This is a genomic window from Nocardia brasiliensis (assembly GCF_011801125.1).
GTDB lineage: Bacteria > Actinomycetota > Actinomycetes > Mycobacteriales > Mycobacteriaceae > Nocardia > Nocardia brasiliensis_C.
The window spans coordinates 2,412,780-2,437,470 of sequence record NZ_CP046171.1 but is presented as its reverse complement, the minus strand read 5'-3'; the positions used below and the strand labels follow the sequence as shown (position 1 = coordinate 2,437,470).

General features: G+C 68.4%; 22 protein-coding genes. 11 read left to right on the top strand and 11 right to left on the bottom strand.

The genetic code is table 11. The features are described from left to right. Positions 1–25: 25 nt before the first annotated feature. The 3 genes from F5X71_RS11055 to F5X71_RS11045 form a co-directional block, all read right to left on the bottom strand. Positions 26–1,123 carry a branched-chain amino acid aminotransferase gene (locus F5X71_RS11055; RefSeq protein ID WP_167461863.1) on the bottom strand — a complete coding sequence of 366 codons (1,098 nt, stop codon included), beginning with the start codon at positions 1,121–1,123 and terminating at the stop codon, positions 26–28. Positions 1,124–1,719: 596 nt separating this feature from the next. Continuing rightward, positions 1,720–2,820, bottom strand: a complete 1,101-nt coding sequence (gene gcvT, locus F5X71_RS11050) for a glycine cleavage system aminomethyltransferase GcvT (RefSeq protein WP_167461862.1) — start codon at positions 2,818–2,820, stop codon at positions 1,720–1,722. Positions 2,821–3,150: 330 nt separating this feature from the next. Further along, complete coding sequence (locus tag F5X71_RS11045) at positions 3,151–3,756, bottom strand: GNAT family N-acetyltransferase (RefSeq protein WP_167461861.1); 606 nt, start codon at positions 3,754–3,756, stop codon at positions 3,151–3,153. 112 nt (positions 3,757–3,868) lie between these two features. Between F5X71_RS11045 and F5X71_RS11040 the strand changes: the two genes are divergently transcribed. Together F5X71_RS11040 and F5X71_RS11035 are read left to right on the top strand one after the other, a co-directional pair. Further along, positions 3,869–4,666, top strand: coding sequence for a TetR/AcrR family transcriptional regulator (locus tag F5X71_RS11040; RefSeq protein ID WP_167461860.1), 798 nt, complete (start codon positions 3,869–3,871; stop codon positions 4,664–4,666). After that, the gene (locus tag F5X71_RS11035; protein ID WP_167461859.1) at positions 4,663–6,174 is read left to right on the top strand and encodes a leucyl aminopeptidase; all 1,512 of its coding nucleotides are present in this window, start codon (positions 4,663–4,665) and stop codon (positions 6,172–6,174) included. Before F5X71_RS11040 ends, F5X71_RS11035 begins: the two co-directional genes overlap by 4 nt. A 589-nt stretch (positions 6,175–6,763) precedes the next feature. Here the strand turns inward: F5X71_RS11035 and F5X71_RS11030 are convergent. Next, positions 6,764–7,126, bottom strand: a complete 363-nt coding sequence (locus F5X71_RS11030) for an oxidoreductase (RefSeq protein WP_167461858.1) — start codon at positions 7,124–7,126, stop codon at positions 6,764–6,766. A gap of 260 nt (positions 7,127–7,386) precedes the next feature. Here F5X71_RS11030 and sucB point away from each other — a divergent pair, with 260 nt between their 5' ends. The 5 genes from sucB to lipA all read left to right on the top strand — a co-directional run bounded on the left by sucB (position 7,387) and on the right by lipA (position 12,518). Further along, entirely contained in the window at positions 7,387–9,162 is a 1,776-nt protein-coding gene (sucB, locus tag F5X71_RS11025; protein ID WP_167461857.1) for a 2-oxoglutarate dehydrogenase, E2 component, dihydrolipoamide succinyltransferase, read from the top strand. Positions 9,163–9,187: 25 nt separating this feature from the next. Further along, on the top strand, positions 9,188–10,096 hold the full coding sequence (locus tag F5X71_RS11020) for a TIGR01777 family oxidoreductase (protein WP_167461856.1): 909 nt from the start codon (positions 9,188–9,190) through the stop codon (positions 10,094–10,096). After that, on the top strand, positions 10,093–10,629 hold the full coding sequence (locus F5X71_RS11015; RefSeq protein WP_167461855.1) for a GNAT family N-acetyltransferase: 537 nt from the start codon (positions 10,093–10,095) through the stop codon (positions 10,627–10,629). Before F5X71_RS11020 ends, F5X71_RS11015 begins: the two co-directional genes overlap by 4 nt. A 99-nt stretch (positions 10,630–10,728) precedes the next feature. After that, entirely contained in the window at positions 10,729–11,427 is a 699-nt protein-coding gene (gene lipB, locus F5X71_RS11010; protein WP_167461854.1) for a lipoyl(octanoyl) transferase LipB, read from the top strand. Positions 11,428–11,501: 74 nt separating this feature from the next. Then, positions 11,502–12,518 (top strand): lipoyl synthase, encoded by a 1,017-nt coding sequence (gene lipA, locus F5X71_RS11005; RefSeq protein ID WP_167461853.1) that lies wholly within the window; start codon positions 11,502–11,504, stop codon positions 12,516–12,518. A gap of 504 nt (positions 12,519–13,022) precedes the next feature. On the opposite strand, the gene F5X71_RS11000 is transcribed toward lipA, so the two are convergent. From F5X71_RS11000 to F5X71_RS10990, 3 genes are all read right to left on the bottom strand, one after another. Next, on the bottom strand, positions 13,023–13,460 hold the full coding sequence (locus tag F5X71_RS11000) for a hypothetical protein (RefSeq protein ID WP_238815835.1): 438 nt from the start codon (positions 13,458–13,460) through the stop codon (positions 13,023–13,025). Positions 13,461–13,630: 170 nt separating this feature from the next. Further along, positions 13,631–14,134 (bottom strand): Ltp family lipoprotein, encoded by a 504-nt coding sequence (locus F5X71_RS10995; protein ID WP_167461852.1) that lies wholly within the window; start codon positions 14,132–14,134, stop codon positions 13,631–13,633. Positions 14,135–14,623: 489 nt separating this feature from the next. Beyond that, positions 14,624–14,773: a hypothetical protein gene (locus tag F5X71_RS10990; RefSeq protein WP_167461851.1), complete on the bottom strand. Its 150-nt coding sequence runs from the start codon at positions 14,771–14,773 to the stop codon at positions 14,624–14,626. 102 nt (positions 14,774–14,875) lie between these two features. Here F5X71_RS10990 and F5X71_RS10985 point away from each other — a divergent pair. Beyond that, a protein-coding gene (locus tag F5X71_RS10985) for an IS3 family transposase (protein WP_238815430.1) occupies positions 14,876–16,041 on the top strand; the annotation gives its coding sequence in 2 pieces (ribosomal slippage) (positions 14,876–15,160 and positions 15,163–16,041; 1,164 coding nt in all). Here F5X71_RS10985 and F5X71_RS10980 read toward each other — a convergent pair. Both F5X71_RS10980 and F5X71_RS10975 read right to left on the bottom strand, forming a co-directional pair. After that, the gene (locus F5X71_RS10980) at positions 16,010–16,321 is read right to left on the bottom strand and encodes a pyridoxamine 5'-phosphate oxidase family protein (RefSeq protein WP_167461850.1); all 312 of its coding nucleotides are present in this window, start codon (positions 16,319–16,321) and stop codon (positions 16,010–16,012) included. The two genes, F5X71_RS10985 and F5X71_RS10980, sit on opposite strands and share 32 nt — an antisense overlap. A gap of 480 nt (positions 16,322–16,801) precedes the next feature. Next, a complete protein-coding gene (locus F5X71_RS10975) occupies positions 16,802–17,173 on the bottom strand; it encodes an Rv3235 family protein (RefSeq protein WP_275106779.1) in 372 nt (123 codons plus the stop codon). Positions 17,174–18,553: 1,380 nt separating this feature from the next. On the opposite strand from F5X71_RS10975, the gene F5X71_RS10970 reads away from it, so the two are divergent. Together F5X71_RS10970 and F5X71_RS10965 are read left to right on the top strand one after the other, a co-directional pair. Then, entirely contained in the window at positions 18,554–18,880 is a 327-nt protein-coding gene (locus F5X71_RS10970) for an ArsR/SmtB family transcription factor (RefSeq protein ID WP_167461848.1), read from the top strand. Then, positions 18,880–19,581, top strand: a complete 702-nt coding sequence (locus tag F5X71_RS10965) for a cation transporter (protein ID WP_167461847.1) — start codon at positions 18,880–18,882, stop codon at positions 19,579–19,581. The genes F5X71_RS10970 and F5X71_RS10965 overlap by 1 nt, the downstream gene beginning before the upstream one ends. Positions 19,582–19,621: 40 nt before the next feature. Here the strand turns inward: F5X71_RS10965 and F5X71_RS10960 are convergent, their stop codons facing one another. After that, positions 19,622–20,971: an MFS transporter gene (locus F5X71_RS10960; protein ID WP_167461846.1), complete on the bottom strand. Its 1,350-nt coding sequence runs from the start codon at positions 20,969–20,971 to the stop codon at positions 19,622–19,624. A gap of 284 nt (positions 20,972–21,255) precedes the next feature. Here F5X71_RS10960 and F5X71_RS10955 point away from each other — a divergent pair, with 284 nt between their 5' ends. After that, on the top strand, positions 21,256–23,463 hold the full coding sequence (locus tag F5X71_RS10955; protein WP_167461845.1) for an elongation factor G-like protein EF-G2: 2,208 nt from the start codon (positions 21,256–21,258) through the stop codon (positions 23,461–23,463). A gap of 58 nt (positions 23,464–23,521) precedes the next feature. Here the strand turns inward: F5X71_RS10955 and F5X71_RS10950 are convergent, their stop codons facing one another. Then, entirely contained in the window at positions 23,522–24,427 is a 906-nt protein-coding gene (locus tag F5X71_RS10950; protein WP_238815834.1) for a tyrosine-protein phosphatase, read from the bottom strand. Positions 24,428–24,691 lie beyond the last annotated feature (264 nt).

Sequence of the window (24,691 nt, the reverse complement as noted above, 5' to 3'; positions counted from 1 at the left end):
CCCCCTCGGGACGCCTCCATCCTCGCTACATGCCGCGCATCCACCCGTGGATGTCGGCGAAGGTGCCGCGCTGGATTCCGGTGAGGGTGTCGCGCAGTGCCATGGTGACCTCGCCGGGCTCGCCGCCGCCGATGGTGAATTCGCCGTCGCCGGAACGAACCCAGCCGACGGGGGTGATCACGGCCGCGGTGCCGCACGCGAAAGTCTCGGTGATGGCGCCGGATTCGGCGCCCTTACGCCACTCCTCGACCGAAACCTTGCGCTCCTCCACCGGGAAACCGGAGTCGGCGGCCAGGGTGAGCAGCGAGTCACGGGTGATGCCGGGCAGCAGCGAACCGGACAGTTCCGGGGTGACCAGGCGGGCCTCGGAACCGGAGCCGAAGACGAAGAACAGGTTGTTGGTGCCCATCTCCTCGACGTAGCGGCGCTCGCAGGCGTCGAGCCAGACGACCTGATCGCAGCCCTTCTCCGTCGCCTCGGCCTGGGCGAGCAGCGACGCGGCGTAATTGCCCGCGACCTTCGCCTCACCGGTGCCGCCCGGCGCGGCACGCACGTACTCGGTGGACAGCCACACCCGCACCGGCTTCACGCCGCGCGGGAAGTAGGCGCCCGCCGGGGAAGCCATCAGCAGGTACTTGTAGCCGGACGCCGGCTTCACGCCGAGGCCTGCCTCGGTGGAGAACATGAACGGGCGCAGGTACAGCGAATCTTCGCCGCCTGCGGCGGGCACCCAGTCGCGGTCGACTTCGAGCAGCTGACGCACGGATTCGATGAACAGTTCTTCGGGCAGCTCGGCCATCGCCATCCGGCGGGCGGACCTGCGGAACCGGGCGGCGTTCGCGTCGATGCGGAAGCAGGAGACGCTGCCGTCGTTCTGCCGGTACGCCTTCAACCCTTCGAAAATGGCCTGGCCGTAGTGGAAGACCATCGTGGCGGGATCGAGCGAGAGCGGACCGTACGGCTCGACGCGCGCATTGGTCCACTCGCCGTCGGTGTAATCGATCGAGACCATGTGGTCGGTGAAGAACCGCCCGAACCCGGGCGCCGCCAGTACCTCTTGTCGCCGCTGCGCCGGGGCGGGCGCGGGATGCGGAACACGGGCAAACTGTGCAGCAACGGTCATGTCGCTGATCCTATCCGGGACGGTTCACGGGTTCGCGGCCGATCACCCCTGCGACCGTAAAAGTTCCCGCCACCAAGACCTCCCACGCACCACTTTGCACCCCGCGACGCAAATCGCCCCAGGAAACCACACCGGTCAGTTCGCATCCTGCGCACCGCCGACCCCGCCGCGCCATACCGCGCGACACGCCGATAGGTTTGCTTCCGCCCAGGTTGCGAACCATCCGGGCATCGCCCCGGAACGCGCGGCTGTGCGCTATCGATGGCACACGGTGCCCGAGGGCTTGGGCCGAACCACATACGGCACCTGCTACGCGCGCCGACCGCGACGCATGCGACGCCCCTCGCGTCCGGGTGCGAGCCACCGGGCATCGAAGCAGCCGTGCTGCCACCGCTGGTACACGGTGCCCAAGCCACTGCGGGCCGAGCCGCCTGCGACACCCGGCTACGCGCAAGACCGCGGCAACCGCGACGCATGCGACCGCACACCCAGCGGCTACCTCACCCCAACGACGACCTCGCACCCGACGACGCACTGGGCCGACGCAAAAGGTGCGCCGCTGGGAGCCTCCCCGCGGCGCACCTTCAGTGAGCGTCCTACTTCGTGTTCGTCTCCACGAACGGCGGCCGGACGACCTCGCAGCGCAGGGCGCGGCCACGCACGTCGACCTCGACCTCGGTGCCGGGCTCCAGGCCCGCTTCGGTGTCGAGGAGGGCGAGGGCGATGCCGACCTTGAGGGTCGGCGAGAAGGTGCCCGAGGTCGTTTCGCCGACCGGCGCACCGTCGCGCAGCACCGTCTGCCCCTGACGCAGCACGCCGCGGTCGAGCGCCTTCAGCCCGAGCAGGGTGCGGCGCGGGCCCGCCGACTTCTCCTGCTCGAGTGCGGCTTTGCCCCAGAACTCCGGCTTCTTCCAGCCGACGGCCCAGCCGGTGCGGGCCTGCACCGGCGAGATCTCCAGGGACAGTTCGTGCCCGTGCAGCGGGTAACCCATCTCGGTGCGCAGGGTGTCGCGGGCGCCGAGGCCGGCGGCCTGACCGCCGGCGGCGCGCACCTGTGCGACGAGCGCGCGGAACAGCGGCTCAGCGTCGGCCCAACGGGGCAGCAGCTCATACCCGTGCTCGCCGGTGTACCCGGTGCGGCACACGCGGACCGGGCGGCCGTCCCATTGCGCGTCGGCGTAGGCCATGTACTCCATGTCGGTGGGCAGGCCGAGCGCGGTCAGCACCTCGACGGAGCGCGGGCCCTGGACGGCGAACACGCCGTATTCGCGGTGCTCGTCGGTCACGGTGATGCCCTCCGGCGCCACCTTCTGCAGTTCGGCGACGACCGCCGCGGTGTTCGCGGCGTTGGGCACGAGGAAGATCTCGTCGTCGCTGACGTAGTAGGCGATCAGGTCGTCGATCACGCCGCCTTCGGGCGTGCAGCACAGGGTGTACTGCGCCTTGCCCGGCCGAATGCGGCCCAGGTCGTTGGTGAGCGCCGAGTTCACGAAATCGGCCGCGCCCGCACCGCGCACCGTCGCCTTGCCGAGATGGCTCACATCGAACAGGCCGACCGTGGTGCGGACCGACTGATGTTCGGCCACTGTCCCCGCATAGGAGACGGGCATTTCCCACCCGCCGAACGGAGCGAAGCTCGCACCGAGTTCGACGTGTACGTCATGGATAGGGCCTTGCAGCAGGTTCGAGTCGGTCACCCGGCGAGCTTATCCGCCATATCCCCGCCGCGAACCCGCTCCCTCGCCCCCACCGTCTGACCACCCAGACGTCGGCCCCGTCCCTGCCACCGATGCGTCGAGCACCACCCACGCACTAACCGCCACCCGCCGTGCCGCGCCCGCCCACGCCTCATCGCCCGCCCGACTACAACCGACCGCCCAGGTACTCGCTCCTAGCCGAGCCCAATCCACGAGCGCCGTTCTCACCCGCACGATCTCACGAGCCTCAATTCACCGAAACCCTACGGACGCAACACAGGCAGGTACCGGGTGGATGCGGGCGAATCCGCATCCACCCGGACGACATCGCTAACCCTGAAACCACATGGGCCGCAACGTCGGTCCGCCGTCCGGCAAGTCGTGGTCGATGCCGGTGCGGGCGAACCCGTTTCGCTCATACAACCGTGCCGACCGTTCCGTGCTCGCCTCGAGGTAGGCGGGGACCCCCGCCGCGGACGCGACTTTCGTTTGGGATGCCAGGATCGCACCGCCCGCGCCTTTGCCGCGATGCTCCGGCACCGTGACGATCACCTGCAGGTATCGGTGCGGGAATGCGCGGGGGTGGGTACGGGTCAGCAGGTCGAGGACGTGCGACATGCGTTGCAGCGGACGGAGGTCCGGTGCGCTCGCGGCCAACTCCCGCGCCTCGGCCGCTTCGCGCTCGAACCGGTCCATCGAGGCGGCGTGCTGCCAGATGGAGACCGCCCAGATCTCCGAACCGCTTCCAGCGAGCCAGATCTCGTCGGTGTCGAGGGCGCGGTCGATCAGATTCGGCACGTACTGCCCACCGAACTGCTCGAACGGATACCCCTCCAGCACCCAGGCGGTCACTTCCTCGTCCGGGCTGGCGAGACTGAACGCCTCGATGACCGCGTCGCGATCCTGCCGGGCCGCCTGTCGAACCGTGATGTCCATCGCCGCATTCCTTTCGTTGGTGAACGCTGTGTGCTCTCGCCAAGGTATGCAGGTCAAGGCGGTCTGACTACAATTTCGTCACAACTGTTCGTGTGTCGAAATGGAGGCGGCCATGGCGTGTGGAAGCTGTGGCGCGACGTTGGCGCAGCCCACCCGAGGACGCAAACGGCGCTACTGTTCGCGCGCCTGCCAGGCCCGCGCGTACCGTGCCCGCCGCGACGCGGTGCCCGCCACACCACGCACCGCACGGCCTGTCAGACTGACCGGCATCGCCATCCTGCGCACCGCCGTGGAGCTGGCCGATCGCGACGGCATCGACGGAGTCTCCATGCGCCGCATCGCCAGCGAGCTCGGCGCGGCGACGGCGGGCCTGTACCGGCACTTTTCGGACCGAGAAGCGCTGCTGGCGGGCATGGCCGAGCTGGTGCTCGCCGAAATCCAGCCGCCCGCAACCGAACTCACCGACTGGCGGGCCCGCCTCGGGTACGAAGCACGGGCGGAATGGCAGCTGTATCAACGCCACCCGTGGATGCTGCCGATCCTGGCGCGCATCCGTCCGCCGGTCGGCCCCGCACTCGCCGACATCCTCGAGCGGTCCTTCGCCGCGCTCGATCACCGCGGCCTCGACCGCGACGCGATACTGGCGATCTATCTGTCGTTCTCCGGCTTGGTCCAGGGGCTCGCGCTGCTCACCAATTCCGAGCGTGCCGATCGGTTGCGGGGCCGGGCGCTGGAGCCGCCGCCCGAGCTCGTCGAATTGCTCGACCCGGCGGTCCGGCCCGTCCTGCACCGGCTGTTCGCCACCGGCCCGCCCGGCCCCGACCTGGACTTGGACCACGTCCTGGAGGCCGGGCTCGCACTGCTCCTCGACGGGATCGCGATCAGACTGCCCAGTAGCCTGAGCCCATGACCGCTGTTGCAGATCGCTCACTAGGACCGGACCTCGCCCGCACGCAGACCATCGGCACGGACACCGACGTGCTCGTGCTGGGCTTGACGTCGTCGGAGAACGGGCCCGCCATCGTGCCCGAGGACCTGTTCGGCGACGTGCTCACCGCGCAGGTCCGGGCCGAACTGCTCGACCAGCTCGGCGCGGTCGGGGCCAAGGGCAAGGCCGAAGAACTCACCAGGGTGCCCGCACCGGCCGGGCTCGACGGCGTGACCAGCGTGCTCGCGGTGGGCCTCGGGCCCGCGGAGAAGATCGACGCCGAGCAGATCCGCCGGTCGGCCGGAGCCGCCGCCCGCGCGCTGTCGGGCACCGAGCTCGTGGTGAGCACCCTGTCCGGCCTGGACATCGGCGCCGCCGCCGAGGGCTTCTACCTGGGCGCCTACACCTTCACGCCGTACAAGTCGGGCAAGTCCGCGCCCAAGCCGGACGAGCGCCCGGTGGCGAGGATCGAATTGCTGGTGCCCACGCCGGAATTCGGCGAGCAGGAACTGTTGCGCGCCCAGCTGATCGCCGAAGCGGTCGCCACCGCACGGGATTTCGTGAACACCCCGCCGAGCCACCTCTACCCGGCCGAATTCGCCTCGCGCGCCCAGGAATTGGCCGAGGCCGCCGGGCTCGATGTCGAGGTGCTCGACGAAAAGGCCCTGGAGGAAGCCGGTTACGGCGGCGTGCTCGGCGTCGGCAAGGGCTCGTCGCGGCCGCCGCGGCTGATCCGCATCACCTACGCGGGCGGGCCGAAGAAGGTCGCGCTGGTCGGTAAGGGCATCACGTTCGACACCGGCGGCATCTCCATCAAGCCCGCGCAGAACATGGACAACATGACCTCGGACATGGCGGGCGCCGCCGCGGTCATCGCCACCACGCTGCTCGCCGCGCGGCTGAGCCTGCCGGTCACCGTCACCGCGACGGTGCCGATGGCCGAGAACATGCCCTCGGCGACCGCACAGCGGCCCGGCGACGTGCTCACCCAGTACGGCGGCACCACCGTCGAGGTGCTCAACACCGACGCCGAAGGCAGGCTGATCCTCGCCGACGCCATCGTGCGCGCCGGCGAGGACGACCCGGACTACCTCATCGACGTCGCCACGCTGACCGGCGCCCAGATGGTCGCCCTCGGCACCCGCACCCCCGGCGTGATGGGCACCGACGAGTTCCGTGACCGCGTCGCGGCCATCTCGCGCGCCGTCGGCGAGAACGGCTGGGCAATGCCGCTGCCCGCCGAGTTGCGCGCCGACATCAACTCCAAGATCGCCGACCTGGCCAACGTCGCACCGCACCGCTGGGGCGGCATGCTGTCGGCCGGGCTGTTCCTGAAGGAGTTCGTCCCGGAGGGCGTGCAGTGGGCCCACCTCGACGTCGCGGGCCCGGCCTACAACACCGGCGGGCCGTTCGGCTACATCGGCAAGGGCGGCACCGGTGTCCCCGTCCGCACCCTCATCACCGTGCTCGAGGAAATCGGCGCCGAATAGACGCGCCCGCGCCGTCCGCCCCGGACGGCGCACCCGCGCTAGCCGCCCGCGCGCCTACCCACGACGGCGCACACGGATCACGCTCGCGCGCACGTCTTCGTCACCGAATACGTGCGCGCGAGCAAACTCCTGCGCCGGCCCTCCGCCCGCACGCCAGACCACGCGAGGGGTCTGTCAACGACCGGGAAGCCCTGCGGGACTCCCCCGCGAACGGCATACGTGAGCCGCCCTGCCAGACCATGCGACAGCTCTGCCCGGTGTCACCGGTGCCCGGCCCGAGCACGTACTGATCGAAACCGCCGAGCAACCGAGGCGACTTCCCACACCAGCCCTGCCAGACCATGCGACAGCTGTCGACCCCGGCCAGCCTTGCCAGACCTGCGAAAGCTCCGTCTGCATCCGGGGCGCCCCGGGCAGGTCTACCCATGCGCCAGTCCGTTCGCCAGCAGACGACGTCCACGCAGCCCGTGCCGAGCCGTGGACACCCGCGCGCCAGCATCGTTCGGCCCGCGCGGCACCGCCGCCGACCCCGCGAACATCGACAGTCGCCAGATGGTAGCCAGCGGCTATGACCGCCCGTAGCGGACGGCTATAGGTCGCGGAGATCGGCCTCGAACGCGCGCTGGCGCTCGATCCGTTTGCGCGCGTCATAGTCGCGCATCCGTTGTGGATATCCGGTCTTACCGACGTCGTAGACGGGGATCCGCAAATCCTTGGCAAGCCGCTGCGCGCCGCGCTCGCCGACGATCCGGCGGGTCCATTCACCATCGGCGGCGACCAGCACGACAGTGACATCCGTCACGGTCGTTTTCGGTTCTATGTAGCCCTCGACGCCGACGTGGGTACGCACCCAGTCGGACAGATAGCGGGCGTCGGACGTACCCCCCGAACCCCCACGTATCGCGCCACCACCCCTGGTCGCGCCGCCTCGGAAACGATCCAGCAAACCCAACGACGCGCACCTCCTTTCGCACACCGGAGCATCTTGCCCACCGGTGTTTCCATCTTGCCAGCTCGAGCGAGTTCGCTGCCCTGTGCTACACGCCGCACCGCCAAGTGCAAGGATGGTTCGCGGTACAAGAACCACAAGGATCTCCGGTGCCACGCACAATGTTCAGTGGCGTTCGGACTCGCGCCGCAACCCGCGTCGGGGGTCCGCAGCGAGATCAACTGTTGTAGAAACCCGTCGAGCAGTCAGAGGAGTCAGAGGACATGGCCTTCTCCGTCCAGATGCCAGCTCTTGGTGAGAGCGTCACCGAGGGAACGGTCACCCGGTGGCTGAAGCAGGAAGGAGACACGGTCGAGGTCGACGAGCCGCTGCTCGAGGTCTCCACCGACAAGGTCGACACCGAAATCCCGTCCCCCACGGCGGGCGTGCTGTCGAAGATCGTCGCCCAAGAAGATGATGTGGTCGAGGTCGGCGGTGAGCTCGGCGTGATCAGCGAAGCCGGTGAAGCGCCCGCACCGAGCTCGGCACCCGAACCCGAAGCGGCTGCCGCGCCCGCGCAGGAAGCGCCCGCCGAGGAAGCCCCCGCCGCGGAGCCCGAGCCGGCGCAGCAGGCCGCGCCCGCCGCGAGTGCGCCCGCCGGTGACGGCACCCCGGTCAACATGCCCGAGCTGGGCGAGTCGGTCACCGAAGGCACCGTCACCCGCTGGCTGAAGGCCGTCGGTGACGAGGTCGCCGTGGACGAGCCGCTGCTCGAGGTCTCCACCGACAAGGTCGACACCGAGATCCCGTCGCCGGTCGCGGGCACGCTGCTCGAGATCACCGCGCAGGAAGACGATGTCGTCGCTGTGGGTGGACAGCTCGGCGTGATCGGCAGCGGTGCCCCCGCGGCCGCCGCGCCCAAGGCTCCCGCGCCCGCGCCGAAGCCGGAACCCAAGCCCGAGCCGAAGCCGGAACCCAAGCCAGCGGCCGCCGCCCCGGCACCCGCGCCCGCCCCGGCCCCGGCACCGGCACCGGCACCGGCGCCCGCGCCGGCCAAGGCACCGGCCGCCACCGCCACCGCGTCGGACTCCTCCGGCAACGGCGCCACCCCGTACGTCACCCCGCTGGTGCGCAAGCTGGCCGACGAGAACGGCGTCGACCTGTCCGCGCTCACCGGTTCCGGTGTCGGCGGCCGCATCCGCAAGCAGGACGTGCTCGCAGCCGCGGAAGCCAAGAAGGCGCCCGCCCCCGCCGCGCCCGCCCCCGCCGGGGCCGCACCCGCCGCGAAGGCCCCGGCCGCCAAGGCCGCGCCCGCGCCGAGCGCGCAGCTGGCACACCTGCGCGGCACCGTGCAGAAGGCCAGCCGCATCCGGCAGATCACCGCGACCAAGACCCTGGAGTCGCTGCGCACCACCGCCCAGCTCACCCAGGTGCACGAGGCCGACGTCACCAAGATCGCGCAGCTGCGGGCGCAGGCCAAGGCGGCGTTCAAGGAGCGCGAGGGCGTCAACCTGACGTTCCTGCCGTTCTTCGCCAAGGCGGTCGTCGAGGCGCTCGGCGTGCACCCGAACGTCAACGCCAGCTACAACGAGGACACCAAGGAGCTCACCTACCACGCGGCCGTGCACCTCGGCATCGCCGTGGACACCGAGCAGGGCCTGCTCTCCCCGGTGATCCACAACGCGAGCGACCTGTCGCTGGCCGGCCTGGCCCGTGCCATCGCCGATATCGCCAACCGCGCCCGCAACGGCGGCCTGAAGCCGGACGAGCTCTCCGGCGGCACGTTCACCATCACCAACATCGGCAGCCAGGGCGCGCTGTTCGACACCCCGATCCTGCTCCCGCCGCAGGCGGGCATGCTCGGCACCGGCGCGATCGTCAAGCGCCCGGTCGTGGTGAAGGACGAGACGGGCAGCGAGTCCATCGGCGTGCGTTCGATGTGCTACCTGCCGCTCACCTACGACCACCGCCTGATCGACGGTGCCGACGCCGGTCGCTTCCTGACCACGATCCGGCACCGGCTCGAGGAGGCGGCGTTCGAGGCGGACCTCGGCCTGTAAGGCCGACCGCCACGGGAAGGCACGCATGAAGGTCGTGATCGCCGGCTCGTCCGGGCTGATCGGGACAGCGCTCGTCGCGGCCCTGCGCCGCGACGGGCACGACGTCGCCCGCCTGGTACGCAGGCGGGCGGCGGGGCCGGACGAGTTCACCTGGGATCCGATCCGCGCCGATGTGGACGAGCGCGCGCTGCGCGGCGCGGACGCGGTGGTGAACCTGTGCGGAGCGAGCCTCGGCAGGCGCCGCTGGAACGGCAGCTTCAAACAGGAGCTGCGCGACAGCCGGATCACCCCGACCGATGTGCTCACCGCCGCGGTGGTCGCCGCGGGCGTGCCGACCCTGCTCAACGCCAGCGGCGTGCACTACTACGGTGGCGCGACCGGTGACCGGGTGGTCGACGAGACCTCTTGCGCCGGTTCGGGTTTCCTGGCCACGCTGTGCCGCGACTGGGAGGCCGCCACCGCGCCCGCCGCCGACGCCGGGGTGCGCACGGTGCTGCTGCGCAGCGCCGTCGTGCTGTCCCGGCACGGCGGCATGCTTGGCATGCTGCAGCCGCTGTATTCGCTCGGTCTCGGCGGACGACTCGGCAGCGGCCGCCAGTACACGCCGTGGATCTCGATGGCCGACGAAATCGGCGCGATCCTGTTCGCGCTCGGCACCGACACGGTGCGCGGGCCGGTCAACGTGGTCGGTCCGGCGCCGGTGACCAACGCCGAATTCAGCCGCGCGCTCGGCCGTTCGCTGCACCGGCCGACGCCACTGGTGGTGCCCGCGTTCGCGGTGCGCGCACTGGTCGGCGAGTTCGCGCAGGAGGCGATCCTGCACGGCCCCAGAGCGATTCCCACGGCCCTCGAGGAGGCGGGCTACGAGTTCCAGCACCCCACCATCGGCGCCGCGCTCGCGGCCATGGTGGGTCGACCCGGAGACGATCGATGACCGACCAACTCGACACCCGCCCCGCCGCCCTCATCCGGGACGCGCGGCCCGCGGACCTGCCCGCGATCCTGACGATCCACAACGCGAATATCGCCACCTCCACGGCGATCTGGGATCTGGAGCAGGTCGGCATCGAGGAGCGCGAGGCCTGGTTCGCCGATCGCACCACCGCGGGTCTGCCGGTGCTGGTCGCCGAGATCGACGGCGAGGTCGCCGGTTACGCGAGCTACGGTCCGTGGCGGCCCAAGGCGGGTTACCGCTTCACCGTGGAGAATTCGGTCTACGTCGACGACCGGTTCCAGCGCCGCGGCATCGCCACCGCGCTGCTCACCGAGTTGATCGAGCGCGCCCGCCGCACCGGCGCGGTGCACGCCATCATCGCGGGCATCGAATCCAGCAACACCGGCTCCATCCAGCTGCACGAGCGCTTCGGGTTCCGCACCGTCGGCGAATTCCCCGAGGTAGGCCACAAGTTCGGCCGCTGGATGGACCTCACCCTCATGCAGCTGACGCTGCCCGTGCACGCGCGCTGATCAAGATCAGGAGGAACTGGCGGCGTCGCCCACTCGGCCGATGCCGCCACCAGTTCCCCCTCGGCTAGCACGTCCCACTGGAGGCGTACCGTCTGGGTTGTGAACGACACGCGCACCACCTGGTCCGCCCGATTCGATACGACCCCGATCGTGGTCGAGGATCTCGGACTCATCGACTACCTCGACGCCTGGGACCTGCAACGCAAGATCGCGGCAGAGCGGGCCGACGGCATCGGATCCGATCGCCTACTGCTGCTCGAGCACCCCTCCGTCTACACCGCGGGCCGCCGGACCGAGGCCGAGGATCTGCCGATCGACGGCAGCCCGGTGGTCGAGGTGGACCGCGGCGGCAAGATCACCTGGCACGGTCCTGGCCAGTTGGTCGGCTACCCGATCGTGCGGCTCGCCGAGCCGGTCGATGTCGTGCAGTACGTGCGCCGCCTCGAGGAGGCGCTCATCACCGTCTGCACCGGCATGGGCCTGGTCTGCGGCCGCGTCGAGGGACGCTCCGGGGTGTGGCTGCCCGCGACCGACGTCTTCGCCGAACGCAAGATCGCCGCGATCGGCGTGCGCGTGCAGCGCGGCGTCGCACTGCACGGCATCTCACTCAACTGCAACTCCGCCATGGACGGATTCCAGGCGATCGTCCCCTGCGGCATCCGCGACGCCGGCGTCACCACGCTGAGCCGCGAACTCGCCAGGGAGGTCACCGTCGCCGAGGTCAAACCGCTCGTCGCCGACGCCATCACCCGGGCGTTGAACGGCGATCTTCCGGTTACCGCGCACGACATCCGCTGACCGCGGTTATCGCGCGCGTCACACCCACCGGAGGGGTCGCGAGCGGTCGATCCGGTAGGCGTAGTGTCGATCACGTGACCTCAGCTTCAGCACCGGCAGGACGCAAACTGCTACGCATCGAGGCGCGCAACGCGGAGACCCCGATCGAGCGCAAGCCTCAGTGGATTCGGACCAAGGCGAAAATGGGCCCGGAGTATTCCGAGCTCAAAGGCCTGGTCAAACGCGAAGGCCTGCACACGGTGTGCGAAGAGGCGGGCTGTCCCAACATCTTCGAATGCTGGGAAGACCGCGAGGCCACCTTCCTGATCGGCGGCGAGCAATGCACCCGTCGCTGCGACTTCTGCCAGATCGACACCGGCAAACCCGCCGCGCTCGATCGGGACGAGCCGCGCCGGGTCGCCGAGAGCGTGCAGGCGATGGGCCTGCGCTACTCGACCATCACCGGTGTCGCGCGCGACGACCTCGCCGACGGCGGCGCCTGGCTCTACGCCGAAACCGTGCGGGCCATCAAGGCGCTGAACCCCAACACCGGTGTCGAACTGCTCATCCCGGACTTCAATGCCGTGCCCGAGCAGCTCGACGAGGTGTTCGCCTCGCGTCCCGAGGTGCTCGCGCACAACCTGGAGACGGTGCCGCGCATCTTCAAGCGCATCCGTCCCGCGTTCCGCTACGAGCGGTCCCTGTCGGTGCTCACCGCCGCACGCGAAGCCGGGCTCGTCACCAAGTCCAACCTGATCCTCGGCATGGGCGAGACCCCGGAAGAGGTCACCCAGGCGATGCGCGACCTGCACGAGGCAGGCTGCGACATCCTCACCATCACCCAGTACCTGCGCCCATCCCCCCGGCACCACCCGGTCGACCGCTGGGTCAAGCCGCAGGAGTTCGTCGACCATTCCAAGATGGCCGAAGAGATCGGCTTCGCCGGCGTGATGGCGGGCCCCCTGGTCCGCTCCTCCTACCGCGCAGGCCGCCTCTACGCCCAAGCGATGGCCCACCATGGCCGCGAAATCGCCCCGGCCATGGCGCATCTCGCCCAGGAAGGCTCCGCGTCGCAAGAAGCGTCGTCGGTCCTGGCGCGCTTCGGCAGCTGACCACGTAGCTCCAGGCCCGCACCCGCACAACCGGGTGCGGGCCTTCGCTATGTGTGGACGCTCAGCGGTTGATCGATAAACCCTGAACGCGCTGGTATCCGACGGTCACGGCTCAACTCGGCATCAGGCTGCGGCCGATACGGTCGGTGCGATATGCGGCGTGGCGGGCGTTGCTCTGTAGCGAGCGCCATATCGGATCGCCGGAACCCTAGGACCAGAGGTGCCATAGCTGATTCTTACGGTGGGTTCACCTAGACGATCACCAGCAGTTAGCCAGTCCACTAGCGTGGACGCTGTTCAACTGCCGGTCCGCACATCCCCGGAAGGATCGACGATCATGAGCATTCTCGACGCCGCCTCGGCTCGAGCCCGCGCTCATTCTTGCGATCTCCGCTGAGCAGCATGAGCACGCGTTGAAAAGCTGGGGCGGGCAACCGATCTGGGCCGACGATCGACGCGCCACGGCATCAGCGGGCGCCGGGTAGATGGGCAGCCGATGTCCTGTCAGTCGGCTCCGAGCCCCGCGCGAAACCAGTCCGACATGGTGTCCGCCGACCGGGGGTAGCGCCGGTTCTCGAGCGCGAAATCCGCACTGGAGGGCGCAGTCTCGAACTTTGGGTCCTCGTCGCGGGTGAACTGGATTTTGAAGCGCCCTGGGGGATCGAGGACGTACTCGAAGCCAACCCATGTCCCGGTGCCGGGGACGTACATGCCGGCACGCAAATCCATGAACATACGCCAGATCTCAGGGCGGAACGACCAGCCCTGTACCGAGCCGTCGGGCATCTTGACCCCGGAACGAGACTCCGTATGCCCGCCGACCACCAACCCACGAATGACGGCCCGCGTCCACCCCGCCGGCATCGTCTCGACAATTCGCGCGGTGATCTCCGACAGCCGCTCGTGCTGTTCCACCGGATTCAGCGGCATCACATCGGTCACGCGGGATCCTCCTCTAGAAGCGAACACCGTCGAGCCTATCCGCCGGATAGCCATGCGGCATATCCACACTCGATGCCGCACCCCGGTGTCCCCGGGACGATCATCCGCGCGACTTCGGCAATCGCGGACATCCCGCGGTAGGGTTCGGCGCCTACCGCCGAAAGAGGTTGTCAGTAGGCGACATTGACGCCGTGCTCGGCCTGGGCGCGCGTGAAGCCTTCGTACATCAGCTGATCGATCAGTCCGGACCGAGAGAACGAGGTGAGCTCGAGGTACTGCTTGGCGCTCTTCGCCGCCTGCTCGTTCCAGTCCACATTCAAGCTGTCCACCGCGAATGTAGCGTCTGCTGGGGCGAAGCCTTCGTACTCGAGCTGGTGGATGAGTCCGCTGCGGGAGAAGGCGGACACGTTGAGATACTGCCGGGCCGACCGGATGGCGTTGCGCTGGCTGGCGGTGATGTCCTGCTTGGCCAGGGAGAATTCGACCGTGAGTACGGGCGCCGCGATCGCAGGCTGAACTATGTCGGCCGCCGCCGGAGCACTGTTCCATGCGGGTACGGCCAGGGCGAGCGCCATTACCGGCGCGCCGACCAGCCACACCCACTTCTTCTGTTTCTTCGGCGCCGCCGCGGCCGACAAATAGCTGGGTTGTAGGGCGGGGAACGGCTCGGTCATCTCGGTACTCCTGCACTGCTTACTACGCCGGTATCGCCACAAATGACCCACCGGAACGGGCTGGGGACCAACGCGAGGCGACAACAGCAAGCCTATGAACGACGCTGCCCCGCCACAGTCGTTCGAACGACCGACTTCGGCATAACCCCAACCAGCAGTGACACCGAATCCACCACCGCACGAGGATCGGCAAACCCCGGAGATCAGCCCGATGGGGCAAGCCGGCCGAACACACTCGAACGCAGCTACTCGAGGCTGGATTCAAGACGGGCTGGCGTAGCCACGGCCGAGACCCGTCGCGGACAATGCGGACGTCAAGCCAGTCGAGATTGAACTCGCGCTGGCGGTAGCCGAAACAGATCCGGCGGCCCGTCGACATCCGAGCGCACAATCGGCCGCACGGTCCCTATATTCCTCCTCGCGTCGACCGCTCGTGCTGCGCACAGGACAGCTGTTGGCGCAGTTGATGTCTCGTCGGCCGTACGAGGATCACGGGCCCGTCATGAGTCGATTCGGCGTGATCACCAGCGGGACCGTGAACAACTCGGCGAAGGCACGCGGGGTACCGAACAATGCACCGATGCGCTCGAGATACTTCGCGATGTAGGCGGGATTCTGGTCGGCGGGCGGTATGTCCACGCCGACGTGAGCTTCGCCCGCGATCCGGACGTTGGGGGCTGCTGCAGGGGTGGGTGACAACCAAGATGGCTTGCCGGGAGGCTGGCCTGAGAGGATGTCGCAGTGCCCAAGCCGTATCCGAAAGAGTTCCGCGACGATGTCGTGCGAGTCGCCCGAAACCGCGAAGACGGGGTGACCCTGGAGCAGGTCGCGGCCGATTTCGGCGTGCACCCTATGACGCTGTCGAAGTGGATGCGCCAATCCGACATCGACGACGGAAACAAACCGGGGACCACGCGCAGCGAGTCTGCCGAGTTGCGTGATGCCCGTCGCCGGATCCGGTTGTTGGAGCAGGAGAACGAGGTCCTGCGCCGCGCCGCGGCGTATCTGTCGCAGGCGCAGATCCCGGGAAAAGGCTCTACCCGCTCGTGAAAGAGCTTGCCGCCGAAGGGATTCCTGTGGCGGTGACGTGCCGGGTGCTGCAGCTCGCCCGCCAGCCCTACTATCGGTGGCTGGCCGAACCGGTGACCGCCGGCGAACTCGCCGAGGCGTATCGGGCCGACGCCTTGTTCGATGCCCACCGCGACGACCCTGAATTCGGCTACCGGTTTCTGGCCGATGAGGCCCGCGAGGCCGGTGAATCGATGGCCGATCGGACCGCGTGGCGGATCTGCTCGACCAACCGGTGGTGGAGCGCCTTCGGCAAACGGCGGCGCGGTAAGAACGGCAGACCCGGTCCGCCCGTCCACGACGATCTGGTGCAGCGAAACTTCGTTGCCGATGCTCCGAATCGTTTGTGGCTCAGCGACATTACCGAACATTGCACCACTGAAGGCAAGCTGTATTTGTGTGCGGTCAAGGACGTGTTCTCCAACCGGATCATCGGTTACTCGATCGATTCGCGGATGAAGTCACGGCTGGCGGTGACCGCGGTGAACAACGCTGTCGCCCGGCGCGGCGATGTGGCCGGTTGCATCCTGCACAGCGACCGCGGAAGTCAGTTTCGCTCGAGGAGATTCGTCCACGCACTCAACCGTCACCGCATGGTCGGATCCATGGGCAGAGTCGGCGCGGCCGGTGACAACGCCGCCATGGAAAGCTTCTTCAGCCTGCTGCAACGCAACGTCCTGGACCGTCAGCGCTGGGAAACTCGCGAACAATTACGGATTGCGATCGTCACCTGGATCGAGCGCACCTACCACCGTCGGCGCCGACAGGCCCGGCTCGGCCGGTTGACCCCGATCGAATTCGAAACCATCATGTCCCCAGCAGCCCGACAGGCTGCCTAACCACTGTCACCCAATCCTGCAGCAGCCCCTTGCTGCGACCGATGTCGGTCACGTCCAGGCCGAAGGCGACGTGCGGATTCGCCGCCAGGTTGCGCAGCTTCTTCTTGCCGTCCCGACTGTAGACGAGCACGGTCTCGTCCTCCTGCAGCAGGAACCAGACCGGCACACTGGACGGCCGGCCTCGAGGGTCGACGGTTGTCAGCCAAGCCATGAGGTTCGATCGAAGCCTTGCCTCGACCATCTCTCGGTCGGGCGATGCCAGATGCTCGGTTAGCTTCACGGACGACACTTTAGCGAGACGGACCGACAAGAATCTCGAACCAGCCGCTCCAGCACCGAGCGTGGATTCATCGCTGTCACAGCACGAACCACCGTACGGCACGGTATCTGCGCTCGGCGCGGGTTGCTGTGAGCGGGACGGACCGCCGCAGCGAGAACGCCCCCGACGACCCATCACTATGACGCCTGAACCGGCGGCATCTGGTTGCGGCGACAGCTGCACCGGCTCGTACTGCTTTCGGCGGAGCGACTCATCGCAGGGTGCTCATCGAACTCGTATCTGTTTCCCCGCAAGCCCTTTCAGGTGCAGGTTCCGTGCGCTACACACCTGAGTGGCCCGAGCCGAGCCCGCCCTTGTGGCAACCTCTCGTTGTCCGGCCCGCTACTCCGTAGGCGATGCGAGAACACAGGAGGGGCGCGGGCTCGACGCGTGGGACCGGGTGGTGCGAACCCAGTCCTCGCTAGGCCTCGAGCTCGGTGGTCAGCGTAGGCGCAGTGCGGACAGTCGCCATTGGCCCCGGATGCGGGTTATGCGGGCGGCCAAGGCGAAATGTCTTGCGCCTCGGTCGTATCCGGCGCAGATCTCGGCGGTGCGTGCGTCGACCATGCGGATAGTTACCCGTTGGGGTACTGCGACGCCCAGACCGCGGCCCGGCACCACATCGGCGTTCACCATCGTGCGCAGCGCGGCGACGATGCGGGCGTCGGCGACCGAGGTCATGTGGGTGACCAACCTGCGGTGATCCAGCACCTCCAGGACCAATCGAACCACCCACTGTGCAAATTCCTTGGCGGACAACACCGCTTCCAGATCCGGCTCCGCCGTACAACGCAGCCGCGCGGCAGACCGCATCGCCCCCGAACCACCCGCTACCCGCCCCTCCGTCCGACACCCGGGCGCACACTTCCCCGATCTGCACCCCTGTACACACCCGCCCGAACGACACTTCGCCGCAACCGGACTCCGCGGACGCTCCACCCCACCCGACCGCCCCTCCGGCACACTCCCGTCTGGGTGCCCCGCCTCGACGACGCCATCCGACCATCGCCTCCGCACACCCTCGCCCGACCGATCGCCCTTCGCCACCTCACCCGGCCGACGCCCCTCCTCCGTCGCTTGCCCTTGCGCACCGTCGCCCGGCCGATCCTTCTCCGTACCTCCTTCCGGCTGAGGCTGTCGGGTGCCGCCCGACGGACAATCCGACGCACTCGCATCCGGTCGACCCGCCACAACCCGATCAAACGGTCGCTTGTCGTCACGGGCACACGGGCGAGCTTCCTCTACGCACTCGCCCGACTCGAACCCCTCCGTCTCATCCGGCCGACGCTCCTGCACACTCCTGTCCGACCGGCACCCCTCGGCAACCCCAGCCGGTCGACAATCCTGCGCACATCCTCCCGATCGACAGCCCTCCCGCGGCGCGCCATCAAGCAGGCACCCACCCGCCTCACGGCCCAGTGCAGCCTGGGATCGGAGCCCCGCCGCCCCATCTCCCGACCGGCACTGTTGCACACACCCGCGGGCCCGGCACTCCGCACCACCCGAACGGCATTCTCGTGCGGACTCGTCTGGTCGCTCCCCCGCCCCCTCACTCGACCGCACCTCCTCAACACACCCGGGTGAAGGACGCTCCTCCGCAACCCCGTCCGGACAACACTCCTGCTCCCCACCCGATCCGCACTCCCGCGGACCCGCCATCGGACGCCCCTCGACATCCGCTTCCAATCGGTGGCTCTGCGACTTCGCTGTCGCAGGCGACGCCTGGTCCGATCTGGTCACCCCTACCCCCTCGATGGTCTCCCTCTCTTCGGAGCCACGATTCTGCTGGGCGTCCATCGGATCGCACGAGTACTCCACTACCCGACCTGCCGCCCGCAGTGGGTTCGCGCGGCGCACAGGGTATCGATCTGGTGCCGAAGCTCGGCCAGTTCACGACTCGGGCGGGACAGTGAATGCGGCAAACCGGTCGCGGGGCACGGAGGTGGCGCTACAGCACGCTCCGGCCGTTTGCTGCCGACCGCGCCCCGGCGACGTCTGCGGCTCCATCACCGCACGCGCACGCGACCAGCTAACTCACGGTGCCGTTGAACGGTGAATCCAGGTTCCCCCGTAGCCGAGAAGTCAGCCCGGCGAGCCGACGCACAGGCCATCTGCCTGCACTGACACACACCGGCAGCACGCCAAAACAGTTCAGAGTTTTATGAATACATATAAATCTGTACTATTCTCCGAGTGGAGACCTTGCGGCACAGCGACGCTCTCGCTCGATTCGGGCACGCGCTATCCGATCCGACGCGGACTCGGATCCTGTTGAGTTTGCGCACCGGCGCGAGCTACCCGTCCGAGTTGGCGGAGCAAATCGGCGTGTCCCGGCAGATACTGTCCAATCACCTTGCCTGCCTTCGGGGTTGCGGACTTGTCGTCGCCGTTCCGGAGGGTCGGCGCAGCCGCTACGAACTCGCCGACGCACGCATCGGCCACGCCCTCGGCGACCTGCTCGGACTGGTACTGGCCGTCGATCCCGCCTGCTGCCCCACCGCGGACGAAGGGTGCTGCTGATGTCCGCGCCACTGGGTATGCCCCTGTCCCGACCAGCGCTGTCCCCCACCAGGCGGGCCGTCTTGTCGCGGCGGATTCGATGGTTCGTCGCGGCGACCATCAGTTACAACGTGATCGAGGCGGTCGTGGCGTTGCGCGAGGGGGCTCGGGTGTCCTCGACGGCGCTGATCGGGTTCGGGTTGGATTCGGTGATCGAGGTGTCGTCGGCGGCGGCGGTCGCTTGGCAGTTCGCCGGACCGAATCCGCAAGCGCGGGAGAAGGTGGCGTTGCGCGTCATCGCGTTCTCCTTCTTCGCACTCGCCGCCTACGTCACCGTCGACGCCGTGCGCGCGCTGCTCGGCGCCGATGCGGCCAGTCATTCCGCGCTCGGCATCGGTTTGGCCGCGGCAAGCCTGCTCGTGATGCCGGTGCTCTCCTGGCAACAGCGCCGAGCCGGTCGCGAACTCGGATCCGCTTCCGCCGTAGCCGATTCCAAGCAAACACTGCTGTGCACTTACCTGTCGGCGGTGCTGCTCGTCGGTCTCGTGCTCAACGCACTGTTCGGCTGGTCCTGGGCCGACCCGATCGCCGCGCTCGTCATCGCCGCCATTGCCGTCCGCGAAGGCCGCAACGCCTGGCACGGCGAAACCTGCTGCCCCACACCCACTTCGACCGCGTGCAGCGCCGAGAAACCCGAAACCTCCTGCTGCTCCGACCACTGAGGAACCCCGGGCACGTCGAAAGCGGGCAATCCAGCGGAACTCAGTCGGGCAACGCCTGTTTCGGCACGGCGACCGACTGCGGGCGGGTGCGCGCGAGAATCCGCTTCCACAGGTACAGCACGCCGACGGCGGAGGCGATCATGCAGGCGCCGACGACCCAGAGTCCCGCCCGCGCCGTGCCGGTCCAGTCCTTCAACCAACCGGTGATGTAGGGCGCGGCGAAACCGCTGATATTGCCGATGGAGTTGATCAGCGCGATGCCCGCCGCCGCGGCCGCGCCGGAGAGGAAGGTGCTCGGCAACGCCCAGAAGGTGGGCAGGGCGGCGAGCACGCCGACCGCGCAGACGGTCACCGCGGCCATGGCGGCGAACGGATTACCGAGATACAGCGCGATCGGAATCGCGAGCCCGCCGAGCAGCGCGGGCAGCGCGACATGCCAGGCGCGCTCGCCCGTCCGGTCGCCGTGCCTGCTCCACAGCACCATCACGACCGCGCCGATGACGTAGGGCACCGCGTTGATCAGTCCGCGCTGCACCACCGAGTAGTGCGTGCCGTATTGCTCCTGGAAGCCGTTGATGATGGTCGGCAGGAAGAACCCGAGCGCATAGAGACCGTAGACGATGCCGCCGTAGACGAGTGCCAGCCCGAGCACGCGGGAATCGGTGAGCGCCTTGCGCAAGGTCCACTGTTCGGCCTGCTCCACCGCGGCCTGTTCCGCGGCGAGTTCACCGCTGAGCCACTGCCGTTCCTCGCGACTCAACCACCGGGCCTGCGCGGGACTGTCGGTGAGGTAGAACCAGGTCACCACCGCGAGCAGGATGGCGGGCAGCCCCTCGACGAGGAACATGAAACGCCAGCCGCTGAGCCCGAGCACGCCGTGCCCGTACTGGATGATCAGGCTGGACAGCGTGGAACCGAGCGCGGTGGACACGGGCACCGCCACCATGAACAGCGCGACGATCTTCGCCCGCTGGTTCTGCGGGAACCAGAAGGTGAGGTAGAGCAGGATGCCGGGAAAGAAGCCTGCCTCGGCGATGCCGAGCACGAAACGCAGGATGTAGAGCACGGTTTCGTTCGGCACGAACGCCATCGCGGTCGCGATCAGCCCCCAGCTGGCCAGGATCCTGGCGATCCAGCGGCGCGCGCCGAAGCGGTGCAGCGCGACATTGCTCGGGACCTCGAGCAGCAGGTAGCCGATGAAGAAGATCCCGGAGGCGAGACCGAACGCCGTCTCGGTGAGCCCGAGGTCGGCTTTCATACCACTGGGCCCGGCGAAGCCGATATTGACCCGATCCAAATAATTGACGAAGTAGAGCAGCCCGAGGAACGGCACCAGCCGGATTACGACCTTGCGCAGTGTCGCACGGGAAACGTCAGGTGAGACATCCATCCGCGCACTGTCCCATATCGGGCACCAGGTTTCAGCCGATACGAGCGCCCGTGCGCTATCCGGCCGAATTGGTCCGCCGAGCGGTAAGCGACAGCGGGAACACAGGATTCACCGCGATACCCGACGCAGGCGCAGACGCTCCACGCGACCAGCCGATAGTCCCGCGGGCTTTCCCCCTCGTGCTCGGCGAGATCGGATATGGCGATCCCGGCACGGAGTGGGACCGCCGGTGGGAAGCTCGAAGTACCGCAGGTGTCGGGCGCGCGAGGGAAGCGAGACGCACAGTGGACAAGACGAGCGGAGCCGCTGGAGGCAACGGCAGAGTACTTTCGGCCGATCGGCCGGAACAGATACGCAATGTGGTCCTGGTCGGACATAGTGGATCGGGCAAAACCACGCTGGTCGAGGCGTTGGCGCTGACCACAGGGACGGTGAACCGAGCGGGCCGGGTCGAGGACGGAACCTCGCTGTCGGACTACGACGAGATCGAGCATCGACAGCACCGGTCGGTGCAGTTGTCCGTGGTACCGCTGGCCTGGTCGGGCATGAAGATCAACCTGATAGACACGCCCGGTTACGCGGATTTCGTCGGCGAACTACGGGCCGGCCTGCGCGCCGCCGACGCCGCGCTGTTCGTGATCTCGGCGGCCGAGGGTGCGGAGGGCGTCAGCGGCGCGACACGCGCGCTATGGGAGGAATGCGCGGCGGTCGGTATGCCGCGCGCGATCGTGATCACCCATCTGGACACCGCACGCGCCGACTACGAGGAAATGACCGAGACCTGTCGCACGGTGCTCGGCGGCGGTGCGACGGAAAACATTCTGCCGCTGCATCTTCCGGTATACGGACCGAAGAGCGCGGACGGTCACCGCCCGGTCACCGGGCTCATCGAACTGCTCCCCGACTGCGCGGTCGACTACTCCTCCGGCGAGTGCGTCCAGGCCACACCGACACCCGAGCAACGACCGCTGCTCGAGCAGGCCCGCAACCGGCTCATCGAGGGCATCATCGCCGAGAGCGAAGACGAGTCGCTGATGGAGCGCTACCTCGACGGTGCCCCCATCGAGCACGACACCCTGGTCGCCGACCTGGAGCGCGCGGTGGCCCGTGGCAGTTTTCATCCCGTGCTGTTCGGCGCGCCCGCCCCGGAGGGGGCCAAACAGGGGTTGGGCACCGTCGAGCTGTTGGATCTGATCACCGGCGGCTTCCCGACCCCGGCCGAACACGTCGTTTCCGCGGTCACCGCCGCGGGCGGCAGCAACACCCGCCGCAGGCTCGACTGCGACCCCGACGGCGTGCTCGCGGCCGAGGTGATCCGCACCGCCTCCGACCCGTATGTCGGCCGGGTGTCGCTGGTGCGGGTCTTCTCCGGCACCCTGCGCGCAGACGACACCGTGCACGTCTGCGGGCACGGGCTGGAGGAACGCGGGCACGAGAGCCACGACGTCGACGAGCGGGTCGGCGCGGTGTCCGCGCCGTTCGGCAAGGGGCAGCGCCCGCTCGGGCAGGTCATCGCGGGCGACATCGCCTACGTGACCAAACTCGGCCACGCCGAGACCGGCGACACCCTTTCCGGCGTGGACAAGCCCCTGCTCATCGAGCCGTGGCAGATGCCGGATCCGTTGCTGCCCATCGCCATCACCGCCCACAGCAAGGCCGACGAGGACAAGCTCTCGCAGAGCCTGGCCCGGCTGGCGGCCGAGGATCCCGCGATGCGACTCGAGCACAATGTGCAAACCCATCAGCTGGTGCTGTGGTGTCTCGGCGAGGCGCATCGCGATGTCGCGCTGGAACGCTTACGCACCAGGTTCGGCGTGCAGGTCGACATCGTCGAGTACCAGGTGGCGCTGCGCGAAACGTTCGCGGGCAAGGCTTCCGGGCGCGGCAGGCACGTGAAGCAGTCCGGCGGGCACGGGCAGTACGCGGTGTGCGAGATCGAGGTCGAGCCGCTGCCCGGCGGGTCCGGCATCGAGTTCGTGGACCTGGTGGTCGGCGGAGTCGTTCCGCGCCAATTCATTCCGTCGGTCGAGAAGGGTGTGCGCGCCCAGGCCGCCCGCGGTGTCGCCACCGGATACCCACTGGTCGACGTGCGGGTCACGCTGTTCGACGGCAAGGCACACTCGGTCGACTCCTCCGACGCCGCCTTCCAGACCGCGGGTGCGCTCGCGCTGCGCGAGGCCGCCACCGCGGCGGGTATCGCCCTGTTGGAGCCGATCGCCGACGTCTGGGTCCTGGTCGCCGACGACTACGTGGGGCCGGTGTTGAGCGATCTGTCCGGCCGCCGCGGCCGCGTCCTCGGCACCGAACCGCATGGCCTCGGCCGCACCAGGATTCACGCCGAGGTCCCCGAACTCGAACTCAGCCGTTACGCCATCGACCTGCGTTCCCTCTCGCACGGCACCGGCGATTTCACCCGCGGCTATACCCGGCACGAGACGATGCCGAACCAGCTCGCCGCGAGCGTGCGCGATCAGGGCAAAAAGAAGTCCTGAGCACGGAATTCGGGCCCATCCACCGCCGAGTGCATGGGCCCGAACAGCTTTCGAGGGGTCAGCTGACAAGGTTCTTGCGCAGTTTCAGCATGGTGCCGATGTCCAGCCCGAGTCCCTGGGTGAGGAACTTGCCGAAATCGCCGTAGTCGTGCTCGGCCTTGGCCACCGCGACGTCGAGGTAGGCGGCGCGCACCTCTTGCAGCGGGATCAGCAGATCCGGATTCTCCATCAGCCCGGCCTGCTTCACCTGCTGCCGCAGGGCGGCGTCCGCCGCGGCGCGGTACTGATTGGACAGCAGATAGTCTTGCCGCGCGGTTTGTTCCGGCACGCCTACCGCGCGCAACGTCACATAGGTCAGCCAACCCGTGCGGTCCTTGCCCGCCGTGCAGTGGTACAGCGTGATCTTGTCGGTGTTGGCGAGGTCCTTGATGGTCTGCCCGAACGCGGCCCGCGACTGCTGAGTGAAGAAGCTCGCGTAGACGCCCTTCATGATCTCCTCGGCCTTGCCGTTGCCGAGCATCTCCTCCTGCTTCACCGGATCACGCAGCTGGATCACCGAGAGCAGCTTCTGGAACAGCCCGGTGTCATCGATCGGCCTGGCCACCGCCTGCGCTCCCGGAATCGGCTTGTCCGCGCCGGCGAACTGCACCTCGGCCGGGGTGCGGAAGTCGATCACCTGCCGCACCTTCAGACCCGAGAGCTTCTGGATATCGGCGGCGGTGAGCTTTTCCAGCGAGTCGGCGCGAACCGCCTTGCCCGACTTCACCTTCGCGCCGTCGTATGTGCGATATCCGCCGAGATCACGGACATTGACCGCGCCTTGCAGATCGATCTTGCCGCCCGACCCGAACGCGGACTGCGCCTGCGCGTCCGGTTGCGCGGCCGCGAACGGCGATGCGGTGGTCGCCGTCAGCGCGAAACTCGCCAGCACCGCGGCGAAAAGCGAAACAATTGAGTACTTCATGGCGCGGGACAGTAGGGCGCGGGACGCGGCCGCTGCCGGGTTTCCCCCCGATCCCGCCGCAGTTGCCCCGCTCACCGGAATCACCCGCCGACCAGCGGGATCACCGCGCCGGACACCGGGATTCAGCCTGGACAACCCTCCGGCCACCGCACCCGAGCCGAACTCGTCGCCGCGCCGTGCAGAATTCCCCGCGCCCCACCCACTCCCGCGATCATCCCGCCCGCGAGCCACTCGCGCAAACGCACGCGGCTCCCGGCTCGCTCG

Coding starts and splice junctions, on each gene's coding strand:
- F5X71_RS11020 (WP_167461856.1), top strand. CDS start 9,188: ATGAAGGTCGTGATCGCCGGCTCGTCCGGGCTGATCGGGACAGCGCTC.
- F5X71_RS10995 (WP_167461852.1), bottom strand. CDS start 14,134: ATGACCGAGCCGTTCCCCGCCCTACAACCCAGCTATTTGTCGGCCGCG.
- F5X71_RS11035 (WP_167461859.1), top strand. CDS start 4,663: ATGACCGCTGTTGCAGATCGCTCACTAGGACCGGACCTCGCCCGCACG.
- F5X71_RS10950 (WP_238815834.1), bottom strand. CDS start 24,427: ATGAAGTACTCAATTGTTTCGCTTTTCGCCGCGGTGCTGGCGAGTTTC.
- F5X71_RS11015 (WP_167461855.1), top strand. CDS start 10,093: ATGACCGACCAACTCGACACCCGCCCCGCCGCCCTCATCCGGGACGCG.
- F5X71_RS11055 (WP_167461863.1), bottom strand. CDS start 1,123: ATGACCGTTGCTGCACAGTTTGCCCGTGTTCCGCATCCCGCGCCCGCC.
- sucB (WP_167461857.1), top strand. CDS start 7,387: ATGGCCTTCTCCGTCCAGATGCCAGCTCTTGGTGAGAGCGTCACCGAG.
- F5X71_RS10965 (WP_167461847.1), top strand. CDS start 18,880: ATGTCCGCGCCACTGGGTATGCCCCTGTCCCGACCAGCGCTGTCCCCC.
- F5X71_RS11040 (WP_167461860.1), top strand. CDS start 3,869: ATGGCGTGTGGAAGCTGTGGCGCGACGTTGGCGCAGCCCACCCGAGGA.
- F5X71_RS10960 (WP_167461846.1), bottom strand. CDS start 20,971: ATGGATGTCTCACCTGACGTTTCCCGTGCGACACTGCGCAAGGTCGTA.
- F5X71_RS11045 (WP_167461861.1), bottom strand. CDS start 3,756: ATGGACATCACGGTTCGACAGGCGGCCCGGCAGGATCGCGACGCGGTC.
- F5X71_RS10975 (WP_275106779.1), bottom strand. CDS start 17,173: ATGCGGTCTGCCGCGCGGCTGCGTTGTACGGCGGAGCCGGATCTGGAA.